The organism is Burkholderia sp. Nafp2/4-1b, from assembly GCF_003635165.1.
Classification (GTDB): Bacteria; Pseudomonadota; Gammaproteobacteria; order Burkholderiales; family Burkholderiaceae; genus Burkholderia.
The window spans coordinates 147,317-162,892 of sequence record NZ_ML058628.1; the positions used below are offsets into that span (position 1 = coordinate 147,317).

General features: G+C 63.1%; 12 protein-coding genes. 5 read left to right on the plus strand and 7 right to left on the minus strand.

Going from position 1 to position 15,576, the window contains the following annotated elements; all coding sequences use genetic code 11:
- The first annotated feature begins 85 nt into the window (after positions 1 to 85).
- Positions 86 to 1,171 carry a tartrate dehydrogenase gene (locus tag C7H84_RS32805; RefSeq protein WP_121862702.1) on the plus strand — a complete coding sequence of 362 codons (1,086 nt, stop codon included), beginning with the start codon at positions 86 to 88 and terminating at the stop codon, positions 1,169 to 1,171.
- A gap of 551 nt (positions 1,172 to 1,722) precedes the next feature.
- On the opposite strand, the gene C7H84_RS32810 is transcribed toward C7H84_RS32805, so the two are convergent.
- From C7H84_RS32810 to C7H84_RS32825, 4 genes are all read right to left on the minus strand, one after another.
- Positions 1,723 to 2,202, minus strand: coding sequence for a nuclear transport factor 2 family protein (locus C7H84_RS32810; protein WP_027781811.1), 480 nt, complete (start codon positions 2,200 to 2,202; stop codon positions 1,723 to 1,725).
- A 53-nt stretch (positions 2,203 to 2,255) separates the two neighbouring features.
- Complete coding sequence (locus tag C7H84_RS32815) at positions 2,256 to 2,870, minus strand: TetR/AcrR family transcriptional regulator (protein ID WP_121862703.1); 615 nt, start codon at positions 2,868 to 2,870, stop codon at positions 2,256 to 2,258.
- An 874-nt stretch (positions 2,871 to 3,744) separates the two neighbouring features.
- Positions 3,745 to 4,773: an L-threonine 3-dehydrogenase gene (gene tdh, locus C7H84_RS32820; protein WP_121862704.1), complete on the minus strand. Its 1,029-nt coding sequence runs from the start codon at positions 4,771 to 4,773 to the stop codon at positions 3,745 to 3,747.
- Between the two features lie 13 nt (positions 4,774 to 4,786).
- Positions 4,787 to 5,986 carry a glycine C-acetyltransferase gene (locus C7H84_RS32825; protein ID WP_121862705.1) on the minus strand — a complete coding sequence of 400 codons (1,200 nt, stop codon included), beginning with the start codon at positions 5,984 to 5,986 and terminating at the stop codon, positions 4,787 to 4,789.
- Positions 5,987 to 6,147: 161 nt separating this feature from the next.
- On the opposite strand from C7H84_RS32825, the gene C7H84_RS32830 reads away from it, so the two are divergent.
- The 3 genes from C7H84_RS32830 to C7H84_RS32840 all read left to right on the plus strand — a co-directional run bounded on the left by C7H84_RS32830 (position 6,148) and on the right by C7H84_RS32840 (position 8,380).
- The gene (locus C7H84_RS32830) at positions 6,148 to 6,759 is read left to right on the plus strand and encodes an XRE family transcriptional regulator (RefSeq protein ID WP_121862706.1); all 612 of its coding nucleotides are present in this window, start codon (positions 6,148 to 6,150) and stop codon (positions 6,757 to 6,759) included.
- A 128-nt stretch (positions 6,760 to 6,887) separates the two neighbouring features.
- Positions 6,888 to 7,265, plus strand: a complete 378-nt coding sequence (locus C7H84_RS32835) for a DUF2471 family protein (protein WP_121862707.1) — start codon at positions 6,888 to 6,890, stop codon at positions 7,263 to 7,265.
- Between the two features lie 101 nt (positions 7,266 to 7,366).
- A complete protein-coding gene (locus C7H84_RS32840; RefSeq protein ID WP_121862708.1) occupies positions 7,367 to 8,380 on the plus strand; it encodes a tyrosine-type recombinase/integrase in 1,014 nt (337 codons plus the stop codon).
- Between the two features lie 140 nt (positions 8,381 to 8,520).
- On the opposite strand, the gene C7H84_RS32845 is transcribed toward C7H84_RS32840, so the two are convergent.
- Complete coding sequence (locus C7H84_RS32845; protein ID WP_121862709.1) at positions 8,521 to 9,702, minus strand: DNA-binding protein; 1,182 nt, start codon at positions 9,700 to 9,702, stop codon at positions 8,521 to 8,523.
- Positions 9,703 to 11,523: 1,821 nt separating this feature from the next.
- Between C7H84_RS32845 and C7H84_RS32850 the strand changes: the two genes are divergently transcribed.
- A complete protein-coding gene (locus tag C7H84_RS32850) occupies positions 11,524 to 12,888 on the plus strand; it encodes a replication initiation protein (protein ID WP_121862710.1) in 1,365 nt (454 codons plus the stop codon).
- Positions 12,889 to 12,978: 90 nt separating this feature from the next.
- On the opposite strand, the gene C7H84_RS32855 is transcribed toward C7H84_RS32850, so the two are convergent.
- Together C7H84_RS32855 and parA are read right to left on the minus strand one after the other, a co-directional pair.
- Entirely contained in the window at positions 12,979 to 14,040 is a 1,062-nt protein-coding gene (locus C7H84_RS32855) for a ParB/RepB/Spo0J family partition protein (RefSeq protein WP_121862711.1), read from the minus strand.
- A gap of 23 nt (positions 14,041 to 14,063) precedes the next feature.
- Entirely contained in the window at positions 14,064 to 14,726 is a 663-nt protein-coding gene (parA, locus tag C7H84_RS32860; RefSeq protein ID WP_121862712.1) for a ParA family partition ATPase, read from the minus strand.
- Positions 14,727 to 15,576 lie beyond the last annotated feature (850 nt).

The window sequence follows — 15,576 nt, forward strand, 5'->3', positions numbered from 1 at the left end:
ATTTTAATCTGAATGGAAATAAATAAAATGGCGTCATGTTCCGCCGCGCATGCTGCCGGCGGCCCGACCAGCCAAGGAGGCTCGCATGAGCGACAAGACGTACAAGATTGCCGTCATCCCCGGTGACGGCATCGGCCGTGAAGTGATGCCCGAGGGCCTGCGCGCGCTCGAGGCCGTGACCGCGCGCTTCGGCATCCGTTTCGAGTTCGAGCAGATCGACTGGGCGAGCTGCGACTACTACGCGCAGCACGGCACGATGATGCCGGACGACTGGAAGGCGCAACTGTCGGGCATGGACGCGATCCTGTTCGGCGCAGTCGGCTGGCCCGCGACGGTGCCCGACCACATTTCGCTGTGGGGTTCGCTGCTGAAATTTCGCCGCGAGTTCGACCAGTACATCAACCTGCGGCCCGCGCGGCTGTTCGACGGCGTGCCGTCGCCGCTCGCCGGCCGCAAGCCGGGCGACATCGATTTCCTGATCGTGCGCGAAAACACCGAGGGCGAATATTCCTCGGTCGGCGGCACGATGTTCGAAGGCACCGAGCGCGAAGTGGTGATGCAGCAGTCGATCTTCACGCGTCACGGCACCGAGCGCGTGCTGAAGTTCGCGTTCGAGCTCGCGCAGCGCCGCGCGAAGCGCCTGACCGTCGCGACGAAGAGCAACGGCATCGCGATCAGCATGCCGTGGTGGGACGCGCGCGCGGCCGAAATGGGCGAACGCTATCCGGAGATCGCCGTCGACAAGCAGCACATCGACATCCTGTGCGCGCGTTTCGTGCTGCAGCCGGACCGCTTCGACGTCGTCGTCGCGTCGAATCTGTTCGGCGACATCCTGTCCGATCTGGGGCCGGCCTGCACGGGCACCATCGGCATCGCGCCGTCGGCGAACCTTAATCCGGATCGCACGTTTCCGTCGCTGTTCGAACCGGTGCACGGCTCCGCGCCGGACATCGCGGGCCAGTACATCGCGAACCCGATCGCGATGATCTGGTCGGCGGCGATGATGCTCGACTTCCTCGGCAATGGCACGGGCCGCGAACGCGATGCGCACGACGCGATCGTCGCGGCGATCGAGGACGTGCTGCGCGCCGGCCCGCGTACGCGCGATCTCGGCGGCCAGGCGGGGACGCAGGAAGTCGGGGAGGCGATCGCGGCGCGGATCGTTGGGTGATCGCTGATGCGAAGCGTGCGCGGCTGACGAGCAGTCGATGAAGGTCATGTTCGGGGGTGAGCATCACGACTGAATGCCGCGCACCTTGGTCGATGTCGGTGCGCGCGCGTTGATGCGTGCGCGCTGAATTCGCCGTCGAAATCGAACGGTGAGCAACGCGATTCGGTGGCGCGCACGGTTACGTGTCGATCCTTCCTTGCGGTCAGCATCGCATTGAAGTTGAGCGGTGAGTTGCATCGCTGGTCGACACACACCGCTTGGATCTCGCCCGGTTCTCCCAGTCCGGCGATTTCGCGTTCAACCTGCGTTCGAACGATGCAAGATCGCGCACGGCAACGCGCGCACCGCTCTCGTCAGCGCGATCGACCGGTTTCCTGCGACGATTGATCGGTGAGATGCAGAACGTAAAGAATCACACCGTCCCGCACAGAATGCCCCTTCTCCCGAAAACCCTCACCTCAACGCTCGGCTCCCGAATTTCCTCACCATTGAGCACAGACGACGCGCTCGATACACGATCGAGCGCGTACGCGCGCCATCATCGTGATGCGTCACAGCCCGAGATCGGACAGGCCGGGATGATCGTCCGGACGGCGGCCGAGCGGCCAGTGGTACAGGCGATCGGCTTCGCGAATCGGTAGATCGTTGATGCTCGCGTGGCGATGCGCCATCAAGCCGTTTTCGTCGAACTCCCAGTTTTCGTTTCCGTATGAACGGAACCAATTGCCGGCGTCGTCGTGCCATTCGTACGCGAAGCGCACCGCGATGCGATTGCCGCCGAATGCCCACAGCTCCTTGATCAACCGATAGTCGAGCTCGCGCGTCCATTTCCGCTGCAGCAGGCCGACGATCTCGTCGCGGCCTGTCACGAATTCCGCGCGATTGCGCCAACGACTCTGCGGCGTATAGGCGAGCGAGACACGCTGCGGGTCGCGCGTGTTCCACGCATCTTCCGCGGCACGCACTTTCTGGCGTGCCGTCTCGAGCGTGAAGGGCGGAACGGGCGGACGAACTTCCGGGGAAGCGGACATGAGATGCTCCTGTTCAAGGTTCTGGCCGCGCACGAACGCAGCCGGTAGGGACGCTACTTCGACGCTCGAGACACCGTATCGAGCAAGAGTTCCGCGGTTGCGCGCGCATCGCGCGCGGTGGTTGCGTCGCCGCTGACGAGCGCAACGCCGATCGCGCCGTCGATCAGCACCAGCCATTGACGCGCGATGCGGGCCAGTCCGCGGCGCTCGATGCCGGCGGCGTCGGCATATGCGTCGAACCGGTCGCGCACGAACGCGAGCAAGCGCGCCTTGTGCATGCGCGCGACGACGCGCACCGGATCGTCGGCGTCGGCAATCTCGCCGGACGCGTTCAGGAATGCGCAGCCATGAAAATCGGGTTGCGCGAACCAGTCGCGCAACACATCGAACATCCCGAGCAAGTGCGCACGCGGCGATTTGCCGCGCGCCAGCGTCGCGTCGACGAACCAGCGCATCCAGCGTTCGTCGCGACGCTCGAGCGCGGCGACGACCAGTGCTTCCTTCGATTCGAAATGCGAATAAAAGCTCTTTCGCGCGGCACCCGAGCGCTTCACGATCGCATCGACACCCGTGGCGTGGATGCCGCCCGAATAGATCAGCGCTTCGGCCGCGTCGAGCAGCCGGTCGCGAACAGCCGGCTCGGCGGCGAGGTCATCATGTGTGTTCATGGGTTTACGGTAGAACGATCGTTCTCCCTCGTCAACCCCCGTTTGCAATGGCCCTGACAGCGGCAGGGCCGAACGCGCCGACGCGGCTGGCGTTTCGGTTCGTCGCTTGGGCGCGGTCAGGTTCCGGCATCTGGCGGACGCATCGCGTGCGTATCGGCATGCGGCGTAGCCCGGGTACGTGACAGTGTCCGGTGCGCATGGCGATCTGGTCGAACTCGCACCGAATACTCGAAACGCTGGGCTCGTCGTGTTGAGTCTGCAACTCGAACCGCGATGGATGATCGGTGAGCGGATCCAATAGCAGGAGGCGCACCGATCGATGCCGGTAGATTGGCAGGTAATGGGTGAGTTCGTGCGGGATCGACCGCCTCACGCTCGCTGACACGGTGCGATGATGCGCCACGCCGATGTGCTGGCGGGGACCCGGACAAAGCCGTGATAAGCAGGCGAGGCGACTAGCGCTTGCGATTCAGCTACGTCGAGCAAACGCGCAAGGATAGAAGAAAGACACGCACCGAGCAGCGCGGCAGAGGAGACACGGGAGTGACCCGCGATGGGGTGAGGCGCATGCGCGATCGCATCTCACCGATGGGTGAAGTGCATGCGCGATCGTATGTCACCGATGCGCTACGGGGAATCGAAGAGCGATCGTCGGTGTAACGCCAACGAGAAAGTGCACGCGGCCCGTTGATTTCCGCGCTCATGCGCGCCACGGCAGCGCGATCGAGCCGCCACTCGGCACACAAAACACAGCTCCCGAATAGTCTCACCTTACGCGTTCGTCGACGCGAACTGCCATCGACGAACGCTCATACGATAGAAGCGGAGCAGCCGGCAAACACGCCGCGCTGCCCCGCCTTAATCAAACTCAAACTCAGACCGTCCAGTCGAGAATCACCTTGCCGCTTTCACCGGACAGCATCGCATCGAAGCCTTTCTCGAAATCGTCGGCTGCAAAGCGGTGCGTAATGATCGGCGACAGATCGAGGCCGCTCTGCAGCATCGCGACCATCTTGTACCAGGTCTCGAACATCTCGCGACCGTAGATGCCCTTGATCTCGAGCCCCTTGAAGATCACCTGGTTCCAGTCGATCGCCGTCTGCGCGGGCGGAATGCCGAGCAGCGCAACCTTGCCGCCGTGATTCATCGCTTCGAGCAGGCTCGTGAACGCGCTCGGCACGCCCGACATTTCGAGGCCGACGTCGAAGCCTTCCGTCATCCGCAGGTCGGCCATCACGTCGCGCAGCGACGCGCGCGCGACGTTGACCGCCCGCGTCGCGCCCATCTTGCGCGCGAGTTCGAGCCGGTAGTCGTTGATGTCGGTGATCACGACGTTGCGCGCGCCGACATGCTTTGCGATCGCGACAGCCATGATGCCGATCGGGCCCGCGCCGGTGATCAGCACGTCCTCGCCGACGAGATTGAACGACAGCGCCGTGTGCGTCGCATTGCCGAATGGATCGAAGATCGACGCGAGATCGTCGGAGATCTCGGGCGGAATCTTGAACGCGTTGAACGCGGGAATCGCCAGGTACTCGGCAAACGCGCCTTCACGGTTCACACCCACGCCGACGGTGTTGCGGCACAAATGCCGGCGCCCTGCGCGACAGTTGCGACAGAAGCCGCACGTGATGTGCCCTTCGCCGGATACGCGATCACCGATCGCGAAACCGCGCACTTCCTGCCCCATCTCGACGATCTCGCCGACGTATTCGTGACCGACGTGCATCGGGACGGGAATCGTCTTCTGCGCCCAGTCGTCCCACTTCCAGATATGGATGTCGGTGCCGCAGATCGCCGTGCGGCGAATCTTGATCAGCACGTCGTTGTGTCCGACTTCGGGGCGCTTCACGCGTGTGAGCGTGAGACCCGGGCCGCGTTCGAGCTTTGCCAGTGCTTTCATGGTCGCGCCTCCGTCAGACGATGCCGAGCGACTTGCCGACGCGCACGAACGCAGCGACCGTCTGATCGACTTGTTCGGGCGTATGCGCAGCGCTCATTTGCGTGCGGATGCGCGCGCGGCCGCGCGGCACGACCGGGAACGAGAAGCCGATCACGTAGACGCCTTCGGCGAGCAGCTTGTCGGCCATGTTCGTCGCGAGCTGCGCGTCGCCGAGCATCACCGGGATGATCGGATGCGCACCCGGTACCAGCGTGAAGCCGGCGGCGGTCATCTGCTCGCGGAAACGCACGCCGTTCTCGCGCACGCGTTCGCGCAGCTTCGCGCCTTCGTCGCTGCCGAGCAGTTCCAGCACCTTCAGCGACGCGGCGGCGATGCTCGGCGTGAGCGTGTTCGAGAACAGGTACGGGCGCGAACGCTGACGCAGCAGTTCGACGACCTCGCGCCGGGCCGCGACATAGCCGCCCGATGCGCCGCCGAGCGCCTTGCCGAGCGTGCCGGTGATGATGTCGACGCGACCTTCGACGCCGCAGTGCTCGGGCGTGCCGCGGCCATGTGCGCCGATGAAGCCGACCGCGTGCGAATCGTCGACCATCACGAGTGCGCCGTAACGATCGGCGAGGTCGCAGATGCCTTTCAGGTCGGCGATGATGCCGTCCATCGAGAACACGCCGTCGGTCGCGATCAGCTTGTGGCGCGCGCCCGCGGCGTCGGCTTCCTTCAGCTTCGCCTCGAGATCGGCCAGATCGTTGTTCTTGTAGCGAAAACGCTTCGCCTTGCACAGGCGGATGCCGTCGATGATGCTCGCGTGGTTCAGCTCGTCGCTGATCACCGCGTCGTTCTCGTCGAGCAGCGTCTCGAACAGGCCGCCGTTCGCGTCGAAGCAGCTCGAATAGAGGATGCTGTCCTCGGTGCCGAGGAACGATGCGAGCGCGCTTTCGAGCTGCTTGTGCACGGTTTGCGTGCCGCAAATGAAGCGCACCGACGCCATGCCGAAGCCGTCCTGATCGAGGCCGGCCTGCGCCGCGGCGATCAGGCGCGGATCGTTCGCCAGACCGAGATAGTTGTTCGCGCAGAAATTCAGCACGCCGGCACCGCCGGCGAGCCGCACGGCCGCCGCCTGGGGACTCGCGATCTCGCGCTCGGTCTTGTAAAAACCGTCCGCGCGGATCTGGTCGAGCGTCCCGCGTACCTGGGCGAGAAAGGCATCACGCATCGCAAAGCTCCTGACAGGGATTCGCAGTCCGTCGCGCGCCACTCGTGGCGGCAGCGCAGCGGCCTGCTACTGTTATAGTCGGTCGTTCGGTTGACCGCATTTATCCGATATTCCGAACTACAATTCGAAATACCGAACAACTCTAAGCGAACGGAAACCAAATGGCAAGTTCCTCCGCGTCGCGGCGCACGCCTGCCGGCGCCGTACCGCAGCCGCCGGGCGTGACGCCGCCGCGCGTCGGCGAGCAAATCCAGCGCCTGCGCAACGAGCGCAAGCTGACGCTCGACGACCTGTCGCGCGCGGCCGGCGTATCGAAGTCGATGCTCTCCGAGATCGAGCGCGACAAGGCCAACCCGACGATCGCAGTCGCGTGGCGGCTCACGAACGCGCTCGGCATCACGCTCGACGAACTGTTCTCGCAGCCGAAAGCGCCGGAGACGATCCGCGTGGACGGCCCGCACGACATCCCGACGCTGGCGGGCCACGACGGCCGCTACCAACTACGCGTATGGGGCCCGATCGACCTTGCCGGCAAGTTCGAGTGGTACGAGCTGACGCTGCCGGGCGGCGGCGCGCTCGTATCGAACGCGCACGAGCCCGGCACGCGCGAGCACCTCACCGTGCTGCAGGGCGCAATGGAAATCGAAGCCGCCGATGCGAGCCGGCGCCTGAAAGCCGGCGACACCGCCCGCTACCCGGCCGACACGCCGCACGCGATCCGCAACCCCGGCAAGGCCGAGGCGCGCGCACTCCTGATCGTGATCCATCGCTGACGAGGCGGGTAGCTGGCCGAAAGGCCAGTTGCGGAAAGTACTGTATGTTTGTACAGTATACGGACATTCCGCCATGCATGGCCGGAGCGGCGCACGGAGGCGCCAGCGCCGGTCGACAGGAGCCTGCAATGACAGAAGAACAAGATTTGGCCGCGCTCAGCTTCAAGGCTGCCGCGCACGACCTCGAGTTGATCGTTCGCCATATAGCCGGGCGCTATATCCGTCAGCGCGTCCCGCTGTCCTGGCGCCTGCTGCACGCCATCGAAGCCGAGGCGCTCGCCGATCTCGGCTTTGCCAGCCGGCACGACGCCGGCATGCGTCAACTGTTCGAACGGCCGTCGGACATGACCTTCCCCGAAACAGACGATCCGATCGACTTCGGCCGCTCGAATGCGCTGCCGGCCGTCTTCTCGTTCGCGGTCCTGGCGTATGAAGCTGCCGCCAAGTCGCAGGAAGCGACGCCCGCCAAGCGCGTTCACCGTCCGTCCAAGGCGTGGGGCGACTGAGTCCAGCCCGGGCCGTCCGACACGACGGCCGGCTCGCGCATCCTTCTGCCCGCGACGTTGCTGAAAGGGCTACCATATACGCAACTAACGGAATAAATAACATGTCCCTTCCTACACCCTCCGACACCCCAGCGCGCCCGGAAGAAAAGGATCTGTTCGACCGCGGCGCATCCGACTGGATCGTGTCGCCCGAGACTGCGTTCGACGCCTGGCTGGCGATGCAGGAATATCGCCGTTCGTCGGCCGACGTCTATCGCGCCCAATGGGGCGCCTTTCTCACGTGGCTGCGAGCACACCAGAAAAACCTGGCCACCGTCGATACCGCATCGATCGCGAATTTCGTCGCTGAGCTTCCGATCCGGAAAACGCAGCGCATGCGTTATTTGCGGTTGATCGAGCGCGTGCTCGACCATATCCGCCGCACCGAACTCGCCTCCACGAACCCTGCCCGCTTCATTGCTCAGGATGGCGAAGCGAACTGGCGCCAGGCACGCGACAACGAACCGACCGGTTTCCTCACGCCCGCCGAACGCGCAAACTTGCTGGCCTACCTGTTTTCACCGATCGGCGTGTCGGGCTCTGCCTACTGGAAAGAACGACGCGATCGCGCGCTCGTCGCGGTATTTCTGGGTGCCGGCGTGAAAACCGGCGAAGCGCGCGTACTCACGATTAGTTGCATCGATACAAGCGGAACGTCGCTGCAAATTCCGTCGACGCATCCGGATTTCGCGCGGGAAACCCATCTGGCGTCGTTCGCGATCGCGTTGCTCGAAGCGTGGCTCGTGGAGCGCAAACGCCAGGAGATTCCGGGCGAGCTCGTATTTCCGGCGTCGCACGCCGGACGGCCAATGCACAAGGCGACAATGCTGCGCGCGATCGATGCGATCGTCGAATCGGCCGGGCTCACGTCGTCGCGCACCGCGCGCGCGAGTCCGCAAACGCTGCGCAACACCTATGCGGCCGAACTGTTCGAGCACGACGTGCCGCCCGAGCGGGTCGGCAAATGGCTGGGCTTCATGCGGCCGATCTCGTCGAACCGCCTGCATCGCGCGTGGAAAAACTGGCGCGACGATCTCGCGACCGGTGACACGTCCGAGCAGGACGAAACTCACTGATGGCCGACCGGCTGCTCACGGCGCGTGATCCGTGAGCAGCCTTGTGCGGCGTAGCCTCACCGTTTCACAGCTCCCGAAAAATCTCACCTCACGCGTCCCGGATCACCTCACCTGTGCGATCGCTGTGCCAGCCGACGCGTTCAGTCGCGCGCGAAACGCGTGACCGCTTCGAATCTGGACGGCCACGGTCCGGACGCATGTTCGCATTCAGGGCACGATACTTCGAAGCCGTCGTCGTCATGCGACAGCTCCGGTTCGCCGTCGCAATGCGGGCACTGGCTCGGCACTGGGACTTCGTGGTCGAGCGACGTGCCGATCGCGGAAAACGCGTCCGCATCCAGTTGACCCGCATCGGCCAGGCGCCGTATCAGTGCAGAAATTTCCGGATTCATGCCCCGGCTCGCGCGCAAGGTACTCACGTCGCGCATCGCCCGCTCGAGCTCATCGCTCTGCGTGCGCAACTGTTCCTCGAGCCGGTCCGCACGGGCCTTGGTCGAACTCAGTTGCTGCAGGAAATCGAATTCCTTTCGCTGCACGTCGCGCAAACCGGTCTGGTAAGTCGACGCCATGCTGCGCAGTGAGTCCAGCTCGACCAGCATCGGTTTGACGCGGCGCTCGGCTTCGGCCACCGCGTCCTTGATCTGCTGCGCATAGTGTTCGGTGCGCTGCTGCAATTCGGCTTGCAGCGCGTCGATGCGGTCGCGTAGCGCCGCGTTCTGCGTTTGTTCGGTGTCGACGCGGCCAGCCATCGCGGCCAGTTCCTTTTCCAATCGTGCGACTGTGGTGAGCAGCGTCGCTTCGTTTGCCGAACCGTGCGTCGATTGCGAGGCGAGCTGTACTTCGAGTTCGGTCACGCGGGCCTGCAACTGGTCGTTGCGCGATTCACTGCGCGCGAGTGCGGCTTCCAGCGTTTCCTGCCTGACCGACGCGTCGCGCAGCCGCTGTTCCGCGTCGGCCAGGCTGGCGCGAACTTGTTCGCGGTCGATGTCGAGACTTTCCCGCGCCGCTTTCAGCGCTTCTTCATATAGTGCGCCAAGCAATGCCCCGGCCTTTTCCTCGACCGCTTTGGGGATCGCCGCGCCGTCGAGCCGCACTTTGGACGCGGAGCGAATCCGTTCCCAGAAATGATCGATGTCCTTCGGAATGTCGCTGGCGCTGCCGGTCTGGGTCAGGTCGCGAACGTTGGCGGCCGACGGCCGAATGCCGAGATCGAAGAACAGGCGCTTGCACGCATGTAGCGACAGTTCCTGCCGGCGCGCGCCGCTCGAGCGCAGCGATTCCAGTTCTTCACGGATGACTTCACGCATTTCATCCAGGGTCATGGCACGACTCACTGTCATTGAGATGTTGCGATCATAACGAAATACGTATTTTTTGATACCTATTTTCGTCGACCGTGGCGAATTTGCGTCGCTCCGCACAGAAACCGCGTCTGTGAGTCGATCCATGCGAGCCTGCCCTTGGATTCCGTGAAACAAAGCGAAGAAAGCAGCCCAAGTGCTTGTACGGAAAGCGTTTTCTACCAAGCCCCGAAAAAGTGCATTTGTTTCACATCACGGGCTTGATCGTGAGCGGGCGGTGTTCGGGTGTGGTGTCTCTGTGGAAAACTCGACGACCGTCGGCTTGAGAGTATTAGAAGTAAACACCCTTGAACCCTTAGTTAAAAACGTTAACGCCACGGCACAGCCTTATATAGCAAGGCTTTCCGGCCGACAAGGTGAAGTTTTACGGGAACGAAGGTGACCTTCTGCGGGAACTGAAGTGATGGGGTTCGGGGAGCTGCGTGAGCCGATGCAGGAAAGGTCGTGAGCGGATTCGGGATCACAGTGAAACACGAGATTTCCAAAAGGTGAGGATTTTCGGGGCCGCACAGCGCCCGAACCCGCGCTGTGCCTGAGCGCACAGTTTTCTGCCTGTGCAGACATAGGTGAGAATTTGCGGGACCTTCTTCGCGCCCCGATTCTGCCCATCTTTTGGGCAGTTTTCATGAAAGGTGAGGTTTCACGGGACTCCACAGGGATTTGCTGTGAGGATTTCCGGGAAGCGACCGCCATTTTGCACAGCAAAAGCGCACTGTGGGGCCGATGAGGGCCCAAAGGTGAGGCTTTTCGGGAGCGAAATCCGGGTTTCCCTGCCCGGAGCCCAGTAAGGTGAGCTTTTTCGGGGCATCGCTCGGCGTGCGACGTTCAGGTCACAGGTGAGACTTTTCAGGAGCGTCGGTTGCACGAAAATTGGTCAAAGGTGAGGCTTTTCAGGACCGGCATGCGCGAGAATTCCGCGAAAAGCCCGCCGGGACTGGCAGAAATCTGATTTTTGCTGTGCCACTTTTTGGCATAGGTGAGACTTTTCAGGAGTTGCCACACAGCTGTTGCGCTCGTCAGGGCCGGGGAAAGGTGAGGTTTTTCGGGGGGTGCCAGACGAACACAGCAAATTGCCTGCCGCACCTAAGTATCGGATGCCATTGATCTTTTTGATACCGCGGCGGTTACGGTGAGGTTTTTCGGGAGTCGCGTTCGCATCCGTCATAGCGCCGCTTTTTTCAATAAGGTGAGGCTTTTCGGGAGATTCTGGCGGCCGATCCCGCGTCTGCCGGGGATTCGGCGGTATCCGGGTCACAGAGTTTCGAGCCGGTGAGGTGAGAATTTTCGGGACCGAACGGTTTCTGTGCGCTGTACAATGCGCGCCCGGCCCGTGAAATCGCCGCGACCGACGTCCCGCAGGGCCGTTTGGGCGCGGGTTTTCGGATCTCGAGCGGGCTTTCGATCTCCGCGACAGCCGCGCCTGTACATGCATACAGGCCGATCCGGGACCCGACGCTCGAAGTCGCTGCATCGAGTGGCGACCCTGTGACGAGCGACGCGGAAGTGCAGTCGTAAAATTACGACAAATCGAAAGGTGAGCCGATACGGGAGCAAATTTCGCACGTGTGGAGCACAGGCAAAAATCTGTGAATCCGCGCATCCCGCGACACGTCTGGATGAGTCTGAAACGCTGTAAATTCGGACCGGTGAGGGTTTTCGGGAGCGGGTTGGGGTGAGTGCCGGTTTGCACGCGGACTTCACCCGCTATGGTGAGCATGTCGTTCTGGACGCACATCACCACAGGCGCTATCCTTCCGTGAAACTTCTCCTCCGACCCGACGCATGGCCACGAAGCGCGCCAAGAAAACCGATGTGGATGTGGTGAGTGCCAGTTCAGCCGAATTGCGTAAGGCCGTCGAGGCGATCGCAATTCAGCCGAAGAGCGGCAAGATCACGCTCCTGACTCGCAAGCTGTTCAATGTCCTGCTGGCCGTCGCGCAGCAGGCCGACGACTCCGGCGATACCTATCGCGCGCTGCTGTCGGATATCGTCGCCAACTCCGCTTTCGATTCGAACGACACCGCGCTGGTGAAGGAACACTTGCGCCGCATGGTGTCGGTCCAGGTCGAATGGAGCACGGGCACGTCGAGCCAGAAGCCGGGCCGCAAATGGGGCATCTCGACGTTGATCGCCGATGCCGAAATTCTCGAGGATCCGACCACCCGTCGCGTGTGGGTGGAATTCTCGTTCGCACCGAAGATCAAGAAGAAGCTGCTCGACCCGGTCCAGTACGCGCGTCTGAGCCTGCAGTTCCAGAGCCAGCTGCGCAGCAGCGCCGGCCTCGCGCTCTACGAAATCTGCGTGCGCTACCTGACGAACCCGAGCCACCTGACGATGCGCGAGCCGTGGGAATGGTGGCGGCCGATCCTGTCGGGCACGCCCGATACGGAAGCCGGCGACGAGGCGAAGCGCGAGTACAAGTACTTCAAGCGCGACTATCTGCGTCCGGCGATCGCCGAGGTCAATGCGGTCACCAACATCTTCGTCGAGCTGATCGAGCATCGCGAAGGGCGGCGGGTCGCGGAGATCCAGTTTCGCGTGACCGAGCGCAAGCAGCCGATGCTCGCGCTCGACGAGCATCCGAACGTGTTCGACAGCACGCTGGTCGACCGGATGGTGAAGCTCGGGATTCCGCTCAAGGAAGCGCAGACGCTCTACGCGGACAGCGAGGAAAACCGGATTCGCGCGGCGCTGCAGATGACCGAACAGCGGATGCGCAGCACGACGCTGCCGCCGGTGCGCAGCGCGCCCGCGCTGTTCAAGGACGCGCTGAAGAAAGGTTATGCGCCGCCGGTCGAGTCGGTCGACGCGCTGCCTTCCGGCACGCCTTCGGCGAAGGTCGTGGCCGCGCAGCCGGACGATCTGAAGGCGCGTCTGTTGAGCGAATTCGCGGCGTTCCGCCGCAAGGAAGCGAAGGTGCTGTACGAGGAGCAGGGCGACGCGGAGCGCGAAGTGGCGCGCGAGTCGTTCGAGTCGGAAGTGTTGCCGACGATGGGCTCGCACCTGCGTGACGACTGGCGCAAGCGCGGTCTCGATTCGAAGCTGGCCGAGACGGCGTTTTTCGACTGGCTGGCCCAGAAGACCTGGGGTGAGCCGACCGACGGCGATCTGCTGTCGTTCACCCTGAATCAATCGCGGGCCGCCTGAGGCCCGTTGACGCGGCTCTGACGGGCCACCGCCGTCGCCCGCCTGACCCGGCGGGCCCGGCGCCTCGCCAGGCCCTGCCGGCCGTTTCCGTCACTCCGACAACAGCATCCGCTCGAGCTGCTCGAGAATTGCGTCGCGCTTGTCCTTCGGCAGGCCGCGCAGGCGCAGTTCGATACGGTCTTCGCCGTACGACTTCAGGTCGCCGACGGACTTGCCGCCGAGCTTGATCTCGAGACGCTGCGCGTAGCGCTGGCGGCCTGCCGGCTTCGGCGTCTCCTGCGCCGCAACGCGACCCTTGACGATGTCCGACACCTGGCGCGTGCTGAGATCGTCGGACACGATCTTGTTGATCAGCCGCAGCGTCGCCTCGGTACCGCGCGCGTTGTGATAGCGGCCGACCTGATAGGCCATGTTCGAACCGAAGCGATCGGGGCGCGCGACCATCTCCTGCATCACGGCTTCCGGCAGCTTGCCGATCGACAGCGCGACCGCGACCGTCGACTCGTCGAGGCCGAGATGTTCGGACAGTTCCTTCTGGCTCTGGAAGTGTTTGTCATCGAGGAAGCGGCGCCACACGACGGCGTTGTCGAACACCGTCTGCGAATCGCGTTGCACGTTCAGGTCGTAGCCCAGCTTGTAGCTCTCGATCCCGATCGGCACGTCGATCACGATCGCCTTCACCGATTCCTTGTTCGCTTCCTTCAGTGCGCGCACGCGACGGCCGCCGTCGCTGACGAAATACGAACCCGGATTGTCGTAGTCCGGAATCACGTGGATCGCTTGCTGTTGCCCCTGCTTCGCGAGATTGACCGCGAGCTCGGCAATCGACGCTTTCAGGTAGAAGTGCCGCGGATTGAACGGGCTATGCTTGATCGCCTTCAGCGGCAGCTCGATCACCTGGCCGGGCGCATAGCGGTTCTCGAGACGCCACGCGCGATATTGCGGCGACTCGTCGGTCGACGGATCGAGCAGGACTTCCGGAACCGGCGGCGGCGCGATGTCTTTCTTTGCGGACTTCGTCTGAGCAGGCGTGGCCGTCTCGGACTTCACGATGCCGTCGATGGCATTCAGCCGATCAAGCGCGGTGCGCTTTTCGCTCGTCGTGATATCCGGGCGCGCTTGGAATCCTTTTGCAAATTGGGAGGGTTTCATGTGATTCCTTTATGCGCATAAAGTCAGGGCAGCATGGCGACGATTTCGTCGGCACATGCGCGGATTTCAGCGGCGGCCAGCTTGGCGCCGCGATCGTTCATCTGCAGCACGGTCTGACCGAGCGCCATCGCCTGCTTGTACGCCTCCCGGGTCGGGATTTGCGTCTTCAACAGCGGGAAGCCGAGTTCCTCGAGCGCGCGCTTGAGCTCGCGGGTCAGCATGCGCTTCTCTTCGGTCTTGTTCAGCAGGAAGACGGCGCGGAGGTCTTCGTTCATCACTTGCGCCTGCTGGATCAGCTTGACCAGCCCGACGCTCGACCAGTAATCGGCCGGCGACGACGACGTCGGAATCACGGCGATCGATGCGGCCAGCAGTACGACGCCGGATACCTTTTCGGTGATCGACGGCGGGCAATCGACGACGATGATGTCGTAGTCGTTGATGAACTTCTTGATCTCGCGATGGATCTGGCCGCCAGCTTCGGCGAGGTTGACGACCGGGAACGGGATGCCGGTGTCGCTGTCGCCGGATGCGCTCGACCAGTGAATCAGTGTGTTTTGACCGTCTGCGTCGATGACGAGGACGCGCTTCCCTTTCTCATGGAATGCAGCGCCAAGGTGCATGGCAATCGTGCTTTTGCCGACGCCACCTTTTTGTTGAGTGACTGCAATGATTTCCGCGGCCAATTTTCACTCCTGTTTTTGGTCGTTGGAATTCTACAGGACGATATTTATATTTCAATGAAATTGTCGTTCGCCAACTACGCGTTAGCCATTCGGGCTATCGGTTTATGCGCATAAACGATGCGAGGCGGATGGATAAGCAGCGCGGACGCAGGCGAGCCTGCTGCGGATGAGTGATGAGGGCGGCGATCTGCGTGCCGATGGCGGGCCGGGATCGCCGTTGAGAAGCCGATCGTTGCGATGTGTCGGCGCCTGCTCTTCCCGAGTTAGGAAAGGGCGGGGAGTGGGCGGCAGATGGGTTTGTGCGCATAAACTTCCGCACGGGGTGGAGCGTCCCAGCGAGGATGCGGCCGTGCTTGTACTAGAACCGATGTGGCACGCTCCACATTGCCGAGGCCGACGCGATGCTCGCGACACGGAGCGTATGCGGCGACGAACCGGTGAGTGCCCCGATGTTTATGCGCATAAACCGACGGAGAGGACCAGCGCGCGTTAGCGGTCGGAGATTGGCATATGTGCATAAAAGGCACCGGCAGGCCGATGGGCCGAATACCATCAACGATCGGGACGCGGCTCACGCCTGGCATCGAAATGCACGGGCTGGCCTTAGTGTCGGTGGATCCCCCTCGCCCGCCTTATGTGGCGATTGATTTGTGCGCATAAACCCGTCGACGCATGGATCATTGGGCGATCGCGGCGTCGCCTGGAATGCGCCAAGGCGATGCGCCGCTACCCGGTGCTATCGCCGGCGGCGGCCACCCAGCCCAACCCAGTAGCAACCCGTGCACCGCACTTTATGCGCATAAACGCCGCGAGCGCCGGGCGCAGACCGCACTCACCGCACTCACCGCGC

What these genes read in the sequence shown, in the direction of transcription:
- C7H84_RS32805 (WP_121862702.1), top strand. Translation starts at nt 86, where the DNA reads ATGAGCGACAAGACGTACAAGATTGCCGTCATCCCCGGTGACGGCATC.
- C7H84_RS32810 (WP_027781811.1), bottom strand. Translation starts at nt 2,202, where the DNA reads ATGTCCGCTTCCCCGGAAGTTCGTCCGCCCGTTCCGCCCTTCACGCTC.
- C7H84_RS32815 (WP_121862703.1), bottom strand. Translation starts at nt 2,870, where the DNA reads ATGAACACACATGATGACCTCGCCGCCGAGCCGGCTGTTCGCGACCGG.
- tdh (WP_121862704.1), bottom strand. Translation starts at nt 4,773, where the DNA reads ATGAAAGCACTGGCAAAGCTCGAACGCGGCCCGGGTCTCACGCTCACA.
- C7H84_RS32825 (WP_121862705.1), bottom strand. Translation starts at nt 5,986, where the DNA reads ATGCGTGATGCCTTTCTCGCCCAGGTACGCGGGACGCTCGACCAGATC.
- C7H84_RS32830 (WP_121862706.1), top strand. Translation starts at nt 6,148, where the DNA reads ATGGCAAGTTCCTCCGCGTCGCGGCGCACGCCTGCCGGCGCCGTACCG.
- C7H84_RS32835 (WP_121862707.1), top strand. Translation starts at nt 6,888, where the DNA reads ATGACAGAAGAACAAGATTTGGCCGCGCTCAGCTTCAAGGCTGCCGCG.
- C7H84_RS32840 (WP_121862708.1), top strand. Translation starts at nt 7,367, where the DNA reads ATGTCCCTTCCTACACCCTCCGACACCCCAGCGCGCCCGGAAGAAAAG.
- C7H84_RS32845 (WP_121862709.1), bottom strand. Translation starts at nt 9,702, where the DNA reads ATGACCCTGGATGAAATGCGTGAAGTCATCCGTGAAGAACTGGAATCG.
- C7H84_RS32850 (WP_121862710.1), top strand. Translation starts at nt 11,524, where the DNA reads ATGGCCACGAAGCGCGCCAAGAAAACCGATGTGGATGTGGTGAGTGCC.
- C7H84_RS32855 (WP_121862711.1), bottom strand. Translation starts at nt 14,040, where the DNA reads ATGAAACCCTCCCAATTTGCAAAAGGATTCCAAGCGCGCCCGGATATC.